This is a genomic window from Cyanobium sp. L1E-Cus, from assembly GCF_024345755.1.
Lineage (GTDB): Bacteria > Cyanobacteriota > Cyanobacteriia > PCC-6307 > Cyanobiaceae > Cyanobium_A > Cyanobium_A usitatum.
In genome coordinates, this window is sequence record NZ_JAGQBS010000002.1 from 234,279 (window position 1) to 245,954 (window position 11,676).

Below are 11,676 nucleotides of genomic sequence, written 5' to 3' on the forward strand. Positions count from 1 at the left end.
AGTGGCAGGCAAGGACTAATTGCGAAACGGAAAAAGGGTGGTGGTCTGTCCACTCCAGGGGCTTGTTATCCGTTCCTTTATGCCGTGACACTTCTCTGGAGTGCTTCTTGCGCGAGCGTATTGAGACTCTTTCCCTGCACCTCCGCAGTCATCGCCAATTTCTCGTGTAGTTCAGGCGGAATCCGAAGATTGAATCTGCCAGAAAATTGTCTGCGGGGCTCGATTCCTTGCTCCTTGCAGACCTGAAGAAAGACATCCAATGACTTTTTGAACTCTCGGCGAAGCTCATCCGGACTGGATCCATAGAAGTCCGCTCCACCAGAAAGGCCAAGAATTTCCCCGCGAAACTGATTCGTTTCTTCGTCGTACACAATTCTAGCGTGGTAAGCATCCACATTCATCAGGTTCATGGTGTCACTCCGTGTTCTTCAAACCATTTGCGGATTGAAGCAACAGCACCCTTGTCTGTATCAGGCGATGGGTGGGGTCTGTGAAAGACCCTGACTTCGCCAAACAGAACGACCGCGACTCGGCTGCCCGCCCGCTCACTGACATCCCCACCAAGCTCCTGAAACAGGGCTTCAATGTCCCTCCACGGCAAGCTGCCGCTTACGGGTCGGGAGAAGATCAGCTCAAGGGTGCGCTGGTGCTTCCGCTTCATCCATGCATGGTACTACCAATCGGTACCAGGTGCGACTTGCGGTCAACGGCTTGCTGGATACGGATAACGCTGCCCCTGAGTGGCAGGCAGGGAGTTTGTGGAGGTAGAACAGAGTGCTGCGGAGGCCTGTCCACTCAAGGGGCTTGTTCGGAGTCCGCTCGTGCCAAATGAACAACCTAGAAAACTCCGCCTTGGATTCCATGCCCAACCGATGTTCGCCGAGCAAGCTCACGCCGCAACTCAACATTCTTGAATATGCCGGCTCCATTCAGACCGTTGATTCTCTCAATATGAGCCTCAAGGGGGGAAAGATTAGAGTTTAGGTGAGCATAGTACATATGCGATGTTCCTCGTTCACACACAAACTCAACAAGGCTGATCCCAAATTTAGCCAATAAGCCTGCCATATACTCGGCTGAACGTAGATCTTGAGCGCTCGGAAGATTAGCCCTATAGCGAGAAGGGTTTGGATTTGGGTGGTTGTGCAAGATGGCGAGAGCGTCTGGCTTATGGAGACGGATGGCATTATCGAGGTAGCCTCCTCTTAGATGAGGAGAGACTGATTTTCCGTCACTCCCTTTATTCCACCACAGATATTCAGCGTGAGACTCACGGATAAAGACAATTACTATCCACTCATGCTTTTTATACTTGAGGAGTCCAGCTACTGCTGATGGCATTTCTGAATATGAAAGATCACATCTGACAAACTGTCCGGATCCTTTCATGGCTTTTTTCTCTGCTGGATCCGCAGGCCTTTGCGTTCCCGAGAATGCATAGGCTGTAAGCAATCTTTCCCACTGCCTTCTGCGGGCCAGCTCTTGAACCTCTTCGGGGCCTAGGGGATGCCTGTGCCTCAGAATATCGCTTATCCAGCCAATACCAAATAACGCAAAAACTAAAAAGAAGAATAGAAGTAGCCCCATATAGACCTAATAGGGGTTGCGGCTCTGGGAATCAGAGTACGATAGTCTGTTTGCAAGAGGGGGGCATGAGGCACTCCGAACGCTGCCCCTGAGTGGCAGGCAGGGAGCCTGGGGTGGCGCAGTAGAGGGTTGATGGAGGCCTGTCCACTCGAGGGGCTTGTTAGGAGGGAGCATGGTCAATAAATTAGGCTGTCTTAAATGCGTTGAGGTGCTTTCAGTCCATTCTTTATTTCATACCCGCGAAGCATAATTATGCTAGAACAATAAAGGCCTTCTGTTATTATCTTATTTTATCAACTTGGTTCTCTATGTCTGCCAAGGGTAGACAAGCCGCATAAATTCAGGCAATGAGCAATCTCATTATTGGCTGAAGATATCGATAATTCAAGCAAGTGATTACTCTTGTTGCCAGATCCTGCAGCACTGGTCATAATTCTGGAGAGTGCTTTCCTCCTATGCCGCTCCAACGTTTTCGGCAGGCCTTGACCATTGGCGCCACCCTGGTCCTAGCCGCCACGCCTGCCGCTTCCTTGGCCTGCTCCCGGGTGACCTGGACCGGCCCAAATCAGCAGGTGATCACAGGACGGTCGATGGATTGGCCCTACGGCTTCAACTCCCACTTCCATGTGATCCCCCGCGGCGAGGCAATCGAGGGTGCCGGCGGCATCAACAGCCTGCGCTTCAACAGCCGCTATGGTGCCGTGCTGGTGAGTGGCAGCACTGAGCCCGGCGGAGCCGTGGATGCGGTGTTCGATGGCATGAACGAGAAAGGACTGGCCGCCAACCTTCTTTACTTGGCCGAGAACGACTTCGGTCTCGCTACTGCTGGGGCAAAACGCCCTCGCCTCTCCTTTGCTGCCTGGACCCTCTATCTGCTCAGCCAATACGCCACAGTGAAGGAGCTAGTGGTGGCTGTGCAACAGGACCGCATCCAGATCGTTCCAGTGCCCTTCGGGCCCGGTGGAAAGGCAAAGGCCACAGTCCATATGGCGGTATCGGATGCTAGCGGTGATTCGGCGGTGATCGAATACCTCAGTGGCAAACCGGTGATTCACCATGGCCGACAGTATCAGGTGATGACGAACAGCCCGGTGTACAGCGAGCAGTTGAAGCTTAATGCCTTCTGGGCTACCAAGGATCGTACTCACGACCTTCCTGGCTCGATCCAGTCACCCGACCGCTTTGTGCGGGGTATGTACTACAACGAGCAGTTGCCGCCCACCACCGATCCACGCCAAGCCCTGGCCGGCGTAATGAGCGTGATGCGCAACATCTCCGTTCCCTGGGGCACCCCCGATCCCGAGCACCCCAACATATCTCCCACTTGGTGGCGCACCCTGCTCGATCAGAAGAACGGCGTTTATTACTTCGATTCAGCCCTCTCCCCACAGATGGTCTGGCTGAATCTGCGCCAAATCGATTTCAGCCCCGGCAGCGGTGTCCGCGCCATCGCTATCGAGAGCAATCCATCCCTTCAGGGCAATCTCAACGCCCAGCTCAAAGTTGCACCCCCGATCTCTTTCCTGGCTCCAAAACCCTAAGCCAGCGGCCCTAAGTTCAACTCACTTCTAACGGCTACTTCTCTCCACGCACCAGTTCCACTGACCATCCTTCGAACGCTGCCCCTGAGTGGCAGGCCAAGAGTGTAGATCGTGAACATGGACCTTATGGAGGCCTGTCCACTCAAGGGGCTTGTTAGCCATCTTACTATGCCTAGATCCCAAATCTTTCAGCCTTGGCGGCTTTAAGTGATTCAACATACTTTCGTCCAAAAGAATTTCTTTGCATACGCTCATCGTCGCGGTGTACGGTAAAAAAGCGACCCGTACTAGGCTCAAGCTTGAGATAGCCCATCCAATATTCATCAATCCATCTTACATATGGCTCGTAGTCTTGCAGAAATACGCATCCGAGTGTCCTTCCCTCGTGTAAATGGCAGACCAGGTCAAAAGGCTTGCAGGATGGATTGCCATCCAAGATCAAAAGGCTCTTTCCTGCCTCCGTGGTGAAGCGCTGGAGTTTGTCCATATACTCTTCTTGCTCAAACTTATCGAAGTCATCAGGCTTTACTTCCACGAAATACTCATCATTATTCGGCAGACGTATCTCGAAGTCAGGAAGGTAATGGCCTCCAGTCTCTAATTCATATCCTTGGTTTTCATATGTCCACTCCCAGTTCAAGTTCGTGAAGAATACAGCCCACCTTGCCTCGGTCCTGGACCGGAAGGTGGTGCCGTTGTACTTCGTGGGCAATGGTTTCATTTAGGCTTACTAGAATGGCTAACGCCCGCCTTGTGCCTCCGAGCGCCAGCCGCTGGCGCGAGGTAGGGCACCAAGGCGTGGTTAGCCCTTAATTCCAATAATAACCACGTGGTCCTCGGGGAACTGATCGCGCTCAAGCAGGATACATCTGCATCCGGCAGCCTTCATTATTCGCAGATACTCGTCCTCGTCCAGTGAACTGTGGTAAAAAGTCTCGCCCTGCATGGTGCCCATGATGACTCCGTCAGTGGCACCGACCGTAATCAGAATAACGCCCTTATCCGCAAGGGAACCGCAGAGGCTTCTCGTTACTTTCCTCTGCATGCGATACGGGATATGGATTAGACTGTCCCAAGCGATGATTATGTCAAATGCTTCAGATGACTCCCATGTGCAAACATCGCCCAGCACGAAATTGACGCCTCGATGATTGTCCCTTGCGATCTTCAGCATATTCTGTGAAACGTCTATTCCCGTGACGTCAAACCCCGCGTTTACGAGAGCCGTGACGATTCTTCCCCCTGTTCCGCAACCGACATCCAAGGCTTTCTGGCGTTTTGCGCATAGGCCAATGGCGCGCTCAATATACGGTAGCCCTCGGATAGACGTCTGCAACTCGCCGCTCCACCAAGAAGCGATTTTGTCATAGGCTTTGCCGATCTCTACTGGTTTCATAATCTTCTCCTATGGCTAACGCTCGCCATCACCTGGCCGCAGAGAATCGGTGGGGGAGACGAGAATCGCTGGCGGCGGCTCAGGTGCATGGCAGTGTTAGACAGTATTTTAAGCCAATACGACATGGTTGACAACCATGAAGCTGCAACAAGCTATGGCAGCATTTGAAGAATATCTCTAATAAATATGGCCTCAACTATCCCCGCATTTGTACTGTAGTCCCTCAGATCATCCTTCGTTTCGGGATTAATTGGATACTCTGTTCTGAAAGCAGAAATTGTTCCAAAGATCTGTGCCGGTCCCTTTGGGTTCATCGGATTTATCCAAACAGCAGGGCCACCTGAAAAGCCTCTGTTTGCATGGCCATCAAGATAAGTGATGACTATGCCTTCTTTTTCAGAGTGCATTCCTGATATTAAGCCTGCCTTGATGAGTGGGAGAGGAAAGCGTCGATTTATGTCCGATCCTCCCGTGGTCACCATATAAGGAAAGCCTAAGAAGTAGGCCCAGCTACCGAGGATCATCTTATCTGTAGTGTAAGCCACTGGAAGCCGTGGAGATAGATCAAATGTAAGCCGAAATACGATAGTATCGCCATCTCCCGTCCAGTTTCGGATCACATCTACAGGAACCGTCTTCCAGCTATTGTCATGATATATTGTAATTGCATCTAGCTCTTTTTCTCCTTCGAATACGTGCGATGCGGAAACTAGATATTGCTGGCCTCCTTTTTCGATTGTGTAAGCACTACCGGTTTTGTTGTTGTGCTGAACTCGGAAGACCCTGTGAAGAACGTTTGAAGTGATCATTGGAGTTTTTTGATTCTAGCCTATTGGCCATGCGTTGCTGTCTAACGCTGGCCATCACCTGCCCGCAAAGAGCTGCAGCGTCCGTGTCTCCGTGGGCTCACTAAAATAATTGAGGCGGATCAGGTGTATGGCAGGGTTGGGAAGTGCTCTTGGCCCTTAGCGGGAACCTTGCCGGATGCCGTATCGACTCGACAGACAAGTCAACATCTAGATCAGGCCAATAAAGATGGTCCGAGGTCGGACGCAGTACGTTAAGGATCTGATGAATAGTTGCCGCTTTAAACCAGGGAAACTCTGAATAGGGAAGCGCTAGCTCTTCATCATCGATAAGCATCCAAACACAATGTCCCGAGACGTTCGTAACCTCAGCCGCCAAAGTGGTTGTTCCAGGCATCGATGATCTCCTGTTGACGTGTCTCGACCAGGCGCTCTGCTTCTTTGATCCTCTGTGAGCTTAGCCCGATATTGCGCGCGAGTTCAACGGTTGGGCTGAGCCAGAACTTCGCCTCACCATCAGGATGACTCACATGGACGTGAGGACGGCTCTCCTCCCGTGAGAAGAAGAAGAAGAATCGAAATTCGCCATCCCTGAAGACGGTTGGTGACAAATTAAATATGGAACGCCTGTCTCAGAATAGCCGCGCCTGCAATGGCTGTTCACATCTTTCCAACGCCAAGATCAGAAGCGGCGAAGCCGTCTGCTGCATCTTGATGTTGGGCGGCGAATCAGGGTCTTTGGCAGTGCTCCTTGGATCATCCCGGGTACTGGAGATTCTAACGGTTTGCAGATATAAGAAGTTGGAGATTCTGGAGACTAAAACTGACTACCAGCACTGAGCTTGATACAAAGCTCAAGGCTTCATTTAAGCACTGAACTTCCAATTTCCTGTGGCTGCTGTTAGCGTCTGTAGTTTTTTCGGTTCGGCTATGCAATGTGTTTTTATCCATTATCAAAAGGCGCTGTGTCTATATGTTTTGATGTATTGATGATTAACTCTCTAAACTTATCTGTTTCAATCATGTGATACATTAACATCAACGACGGTTTTATTCTTAAAACTGGGTCGTGGCCATTTAGGTATAGGCCAGAAGCGACATTTATTTTTGCCTGCCAACCTTGACCCAAAAGCCCTTTTTGCTTCAGATATATAATTGTTTTCGAATGTGTATATGAGTTAGTCCTCTCTAAGGGGTCATAAAACACTTGCGAATAGCTGTCAAAGTCAGGAAATACGTTCAGAAGTCTTTCTTTGAGAAAGTCAACTCCTTTGCTGTTAGCTATTTCATTGTGTAGATTCAACTCCTCAATTGGCTGATTTAAAGTGGCTTTCTTCCAAACGTTTCTATCCAAGATAGTGATGCCGTCTTTAAAATGTAAAGCAAAAAGAGCTCCATTGCAAGTTGCCTCTGGAGCAATTAAATCCTGGTCAGAAAAGTCAATTCTCTTTCCTGGAGTTACTTTACTTGTCTGCTGATAAGCTTTGCCGTCTATTTTGACTAAATCATATCTGTAAAATCTATTTTTTCCGTAAACGGCACTTTTTTCGGAAATGTTGTAAGGCTGATTATTCCCAATTCCAATGTAAATTGGAACTATGCTGTCATCTTCAAAGACCAAAAATTCAGTATGGATTTTTTCTAGGTCTTCAAGTGCCATAAGGTTTCCTAGCTCTTTAAGGTCGTCCTTTGACCAATTGCCGTTAACCAAATATTCTTGGATAAAGTCTTTAAGCTCCTCGTTTTTAGAGTCTTCTAGCAATGAAGTCTTTTCATAAAACTCTATGTCAATTCGGGATACTGGCTTTTTCCCATCTTTCGTCACTTCCTGTAAATGCTCGGGAATTTTGTTTATTTTGTTGCTAATATCAATCCTAATTGGCGTTTTAACAACATCATTTTCGTTGAAAGAATAAACAGCAAAAGTTGTATTGTTGAACCTCTGCTTCTCCGCCTTTGTCTCATCTTCTAATAGTTGAAATGTTGGGTAGATTTCAAATTCTGTGTTAAACCTCTTGAATAAAAAGTCTGCGTTTGACTTTTGTGAAATCGTCTCAAGACCAGAGCATCTGTAGACATAATCTTCTAATGACTGTTGGAATTCTTTTGAAAAAAGCTCATCCTTTTTCTCCTGCCAAATGGCAACGTCTTTCAGTGTCTGCTCAAAGTCGATATTCATTCTGTTTGTACCTGTTGCTTATCGTATGAGTGCAGTGTTAATATTACTTGTCAACATAGTAATAAAAGCACCTTCTGCGATTGTGCGCCCTATGCATCTTTGATATTTGTAACGTTTAGTCGTCTTCCAGCCACAGCCAAGCGCTCCGAAACGATTGACCCCTCCGCCCAACGCTCAAGATCAGAAGCGGGCCAACACCTCGGCGATGTCGCCTCCTTCCGCTCCCGGCTTCTGCATCTTGATGTTAGGTGCTCTCCAGATGGTCAGGACTTACACTGTCTTCCGCCGGGGAAAGAATAGAAGAAATAGCATCCCTTCCAATGTAGTCCGCAAGTGATGTGCTGGAATCAGGGAGACACCGTGGATCAAGTCGTGCAATTGCCTGACCTACGACCACTTCCCAAGGCTTGTTAGAGCCAGAGGTTATCGGACAAATAAGATTGCGAATTGCCTTGATCTTTGAATGCCTCATCCTGTCTGATGAAGCGATAAGTGAGCTAAGCATGTCGATATCCTTGTGATTCTGGTTCTCGGCAATCCATTCGGTTGCGCGTTGGCAAAATATTACCCATGTAGAGCCAAGAAGATCTAAACACTCATCACTCAGGAGGCAGTTTTCTATTGCATAGCAGTTTAAGCGATACCTTTGCAGTGCACCAACAGGTGTAAGTCCATCAAGGATCCCATCCCCATCACGTACAGAATAGCCAATGGGTTTGTCGTATAGTGCGCCCAGCAAGCTAGAGCACAACTGCTCTAGGCTACCTTGATGGTCTACACTTTCTGCCAATACTGGGAACAGCCTTATCCGCCCTCCAGCAGATCTAGCAGCTTGCTGCCAAACTCTCTCATCGTCTTCACCTTCTAGAATCAGCATCGCATCACCGCTAAGACAAAGCGAAAGCGGATGCCCGAAGAAAGGAGCAACCTTCCTGAGCTGATCAGAAACTCTTGCAAAGCTTATACTGTTAACCCCAAACTGCTTTACTCCGATCGATACAAGGTCGGCTGATGCGAGTGCGCATACAAGGGAAGTACTATGCGTTGCAAGACAGATCGCAGTGTTTTCTCGCCGACTGTCGCTCAAGGAGCAAACCTCCTCGATAATCATCTGAGCAAGTCGTGCCTGTAGATCGGGATGCAAATGTACATCGGGTTCATCGAGTAGCAGAAGGTTAAACCTATTTTCATCAGTTGTTTCAAAGAAGTAGAGGATCTCTGCGGCGAGTGAGACTGCCTCTGACTCTCCACTACTAATCTCATCAGGTGGGATCTGCTGACCGGATAACGTCTTGAATACAAAGCTGGCTCCTTCTAGATCTAGGCTGATGTTGCTGAGTAGGCGATTAATCTTTTCAAGTCGATCAGTCTTGAAATTCCGATCAGGATCGTTTCGTAGTTCCGGAGTGTTTTGTAGCCTCCGAAGATAAGCTAGCTCGACATCCCGCAAGAAATATGCAGAGGCGGCCTTGAAGTTCTCAGCTTGATTCTTCCTCCGTACGTTTCGGAGCCATTGTGGATCTCTTTCTAAGTTCGTTTCAGTATTGCCATCTTTCCGGAAGACACCTGCTCTCTCGGGGCTTACATATCGTAAATTAAATTCGGCATTTCTCTCGAGCTCGGCATCAATACTGCGCAGAAGTCTGCTCTTCCCTGCGCCATTGCGTCCTAATATTATGTTGACGCTCGTAAGTGAATCAAGTTTTATTTCACCAGCCTCGATAAGTGTCCTGACTGGCATTGTTAAGAGCTACATGCTTTGTTGAGCTTAGAGCACTGACTGATGCACCTAACTCTTTATTGGACGGTTCCGTGAACCGAGGCGTGCAAGCTGTGCCTTTCCGATAACCAAAGACACCTCGGGTCGTCAATTCCCTGAGACTTTTTACCCTGCATAGGGTCTTTCAGAACATCCACCCAAGATAGCCGTGGTTCACGGGTCCGAGAACCAACGGTTCAGATGGTTACAGAACGTCCGCGGGGCTGCGTACACCGTGAGGGCCTCTATTAAGGACGTGGGTATAGATCATGGTGGTACTGACGTCCTTGTGGCCCAGCAGCTCCTGAATCGTTCGTATGTCCTGGCCCCTCTCCAGTAGGTGCGTGGCAAAAGAGTGGCGGAAGGTGTGACAGCTGGCCGCCTTGGTCACACCGGCTTCAAGTAGTGCCCGCTTCACAGCCTTCTGTACCACGCTCGGATCGATGTGGTGTCGCCCCTGAGCACCAGAATCTTTGTCGCACCATCGCTTTTGCTGGGGAAACACCCACTGCCACGCCCATTCACGTTCCGCATTCGGATACTTGCGGGCCAAGGCATAGGGCATCAACACGCGGCCCCAACCCGCCGCCAAATCGCTTCGGTGCAGCTGACGCACTTGCTCCAGATGCTCCTGCAGCCCAGGCACCAAGCTCTGGGGCACCATCGTCATCCGATCTTTGCCGCCTTTTCCATCGCGCACGACGAGCTCCCGCCGCTGGAAATCCAGATCCTTCACCCGCAGCCTCAGTGCCTCCATTAGCCGGAGACCACTGCCGTACAACAACCCAACCACTAGCGCAGGCTCACCCTCCAGCCGTTCCCGTACCGCCCTCACCTCGCCTTCACTGAGCACCACCGGCACCCGCTGACGCGTCCGGGCACGCACCACCCCATCGAGCTCCAGCTCGCGCTCCAACAGATCTCGGTAGAGAAAAAGCAATGCCGCCAGTGCCTGGTTCTGAGTGGAGGCACTCACCTGCTCCTCCACAGCTAGGTGGCTCAGAAAGGCATTCACCTCGTGGCTCCCCATCTCTCGGGGGTGGCGTAGGTGATGAAAGCGCAGAAACCGCCGCAGCCACTGCTCATAGGTCTTCACCGTGCGGCGCGCGTAGTGGCGTGTCTGAAGTAATTCCCGATAGCGCTGTATCAGTCCAGGAGGTTTGACTACAGGGGCCATGGTTGTTGGTAGTGGGTTCTCTACAGAGTTCCCCTACGCGACCATCAAGCGGCTCGCTACCTTCCCCATCAACTTGCACCCTGCTGCTAATGGGGGGATTCCCAGTAAGCCCGGGCCGGTTTTATGGGGTACAACAGGTCAATAGCCAGGCAGGATCAATGCCCTCCTACTGGTGGGTGAACCACAAACAGACCTACCGGCACGAAATCGACGGCGGCTACATCTGGTCGCCGAAGGCCAATGCCAACGGCGCCCGCAATGTGAGCTACGACAACCTCACCCGCTGCCAGCGGGGGGATGTGGTGTTTAGCTATGCCAATGGGCGGATCAGCCAGTTGGGCCTGGTGGAAACGGCGGCGGTCACGGCCACTAAGCCCCCAGAGTTCGGCTCAGCAGGGGAGAACTGGAGCCAGGAGGGCTGGCTGGTGCGGGTGAACTGGCAGCCGCTGCGCCAGGCCCTGGTGCCGCAGACGTTCTTTGAGCTGCTGCAGCCGCTACTGCCAGAACGCCACAGCCCTATCAGCACCAGCACAGGTCGGGGCAACCAAGGGGTGTACCTGGCGGGGCTGAGCGAAACCCTGGGATTGATGCTGCTGAAGCTGATCGAAGATCACGCCGATCCGGCGGTGCGAGTGCACCTGGTGGTGTTGGCGGAAGAGGGCGCCTACACCGAGGCCCTGCTCGATGACATGCAGCAGCTGCGGGAGGTGCCCAGCAGCACCGAGCGCGATGCGCTCACCAAGGCGCGGCTGGGGCAGGGGTTATTTCGCCATCGGGTGTCTGAACTGGAGCCGGCCTGCCGGGTCACGGGCCTGGCGCGGCAGCAGTTCCTGGTGGCGAGCCACATCAAACCCTGGCGATCCTGCGACAACAGCGAACGGCTGAGCGGAGCCAATGGCCTGCTGCTCTCCCCTCATGTGGACAAGCTGTTTGATCGCCATTGGATCAGCTTCGATTCAGGCGGCGAGCTGATCTGGCAGCACGAGGCAGCAGGGGAGGCCTTGCGCTGCTGGGGCATCGAAGGCGCGAATCTGATCCGGCCGTTCAGCCGGGAGCAGGAGATGTTTTTGAGTGCCCATCGGGATGCCTTGAGGCACTAAGTGTAATTAGGGCGCTGGTGCCAACATCGCCCGCGACTGCGCCACCGCCGAGTGCCTTGGCCTCAACCTTGTCTACGAATATCCCTTCGACTAACACCTCCTGGGCTAGCTAAACAAGCCATTCTTCGCAA

The 11,676-nt window shown here is 51.3% G+C and carries 13 protein-coding genes; 2 read left to right on the top strand and 11 right to left on the bottom strand.

Annotated elements, in window-relative coordinates; genetic code table 11:
• Window positions 1-77: 77 nt before the first annotated feature.
• The 3 genes from KBZ22_RS01255 to KBZ22_RS01265 form a co-directional block, all read right to left on the bottom strand.
• Entirely contained in the window at window positions 78-410 is a 333-nt protein-coding gene (locus tag KBZ22_RS01255; RefSeq protein ID WP_255020724.1) for a type II toxin-antitoxin system HicB family antitoxin, read from the bottom strand.
• Window positions 407-661: a type II toxin-antitoxin system HicA family toxin gene (locus KBZ22_RS01260; protein ID WP_193913882.1), complete on the bottom strand. Its 255-nt coding sequence runs from the start codon at window positions 659-661 to the stop codon at window positions 407-409. The genes KBZ22_RS01255 and KBZ22_RS01260 overlap by 4 nt, the downstream gene beginning before the upstream one ends.
• A 176-nt stretch (window positions 662-837) precedes the next feature.
• The gene (locus tag KBZ22_RS01265) at window positions 838-1,587 is read right to left on the bottom strand and encodes a hypothetical protein (RefSeq protein ID WP_255020725.1); all 750 of its coding nucleotides are present in this window, start codon (window positions 1,585-1,587) and stop codon (window positions 838-840) included.
• Window positions 1,588-2,069: 482 nt separating this feature from the next.
• On the opposite strand from KBZ22_RS01265, the gene KBZ22_RS01270 reads away from it, so the two are divergent.
• Window positions 2,070-3,128: a linear amide C-N hydrolase gene (locus KBZ22_RS01270; protein WP_255020722.1), complete on the top strand. Its 1,059-nt coding sequence runs from the start codon at window positions 2,070-2,072 to the stop codon at window positions 3,126-3,128.
• A gap of 172 nt (window positions 3,129-3,300) precedes the next feature.
• Here KBZ22_RS01270 and KBZ22_RS01275 read toward each other — a convergent pair whose 3' ends face one another.
• From KBZ22_RS01275 to KBZ22_RS01310, 8 genes are all read right to left on the bottom strand, one after another.
• Window positions 3,301-3,849: a hypothetical protein gene (locus KBZ22_RS01275; protein WP_255020726.1), complete on the bottom strand. Its 549-nt coding sequence runs from the start codon at window positions 3,847-3,849 to the stop codon at window positions 3,301-3,303.
• 81 nt (window positions 3,850-3,930) lie between these two features.
• Window positions 3,931-4,524 (bottom strand): class I SAM-dependent methyltransferase, encoded by a 594-nt coding sequence (locus KBZ22_RS01280; protein WP_255020727.1) that lies wholly within the window; start codon window positions 4,522-4,524, stop codon window positions 3,931-3,933.
• A 152-nt stretch (window positions 4,525-4,676) separates the two neighbouring features.
• A complete protein-coding gene (locus KBZ22_RS01285) occupies window positions 4,677-5,333 on the bottom strand; it encodes a hypothetical protein (RefSeq protein ID WP_255020728.1) in 657 nt (218 codons plus the stop codon).
• Between the two features lie 100 nt (window positions 5,334-5,433).
• Window positions 5,434-5,727 (bottom strand): DUF2442 domain-containing protein, encoded by a 294-nt coding sequence (locus KBZ22_RS01290; RefSeq protein WP_315858588.1) that lies wholly within the window; start codon window positions 5,725-5,727, stop codon window positions 5,434-5,436.
• Window positions 5,699-5,941: a DUF4160 domain-containing protein gene (locus KBZ22_RS01295; protein WP_255020729.1), complete on the bottom strand. Its 243-nt coding sequence runs from the start codon at window positions 5,939-5,941 to the stop codon at window positions 5,699-5,701. Before KBZ22_RS01295 ends, KBZ22_RS01290 begins: the two co-directional genes overlap by 29 nt.
• A 332-nt stretch (window positions 5,942-6,273) precedes the next feature.
• Entirely contained in the window at window positions 6,274-7,509 is a 1,236-nt protein-coding gene (locus KBZ22_RS01300) for a hypothetical protein (RefSeq protein WP_255020730.1), read from the bottom strand.
• Window positions 7,510-7,753: 244 nt separating this feature from the next.
• Window positions 7,754-9,250, bottom strand: a complete 1,497-nt coding sequence (locus KBZ22_RS01305) for an AAA family ATPase (RefSeq protein ID WP_255020731.1) — start codon at window positions 9,248-9,250, stop codon at window positions 7,754-7,756.
• Window positions 9,251-9,473: 223 nt separating this feature from the next.
• Window positions 9,474-10,445 carry an integron integrase gene (locus tag KBZ22_RS01310; RefSeq protein ID WP_255020732.1) on the bottom strand — a complete coding sequence of 324 codons (972 nt, stop codon included), beginning with the start codon at window positions 10,443-10,445 and terminating at the stop codon, window positions 9,474-9,476.
• Between the two features lie 158 nt (window positions 10,446-10,603).
• Here KBZ22_RS01310 and KBZ22_RS01315 point away from each other — a divergent pair, with 158 nt between their 5' ends.
• Entirely contained in the window at window positions 10,604-11,545 is a 942-nt protein-coding gene (locus tag KBZ22_RS01315) for an HNH endonuclease (RefSeq protein WP_255020733.1), read from the top strand.
• Window positions 11,546-11,676 lie beyond the last annotated feature (131 nt).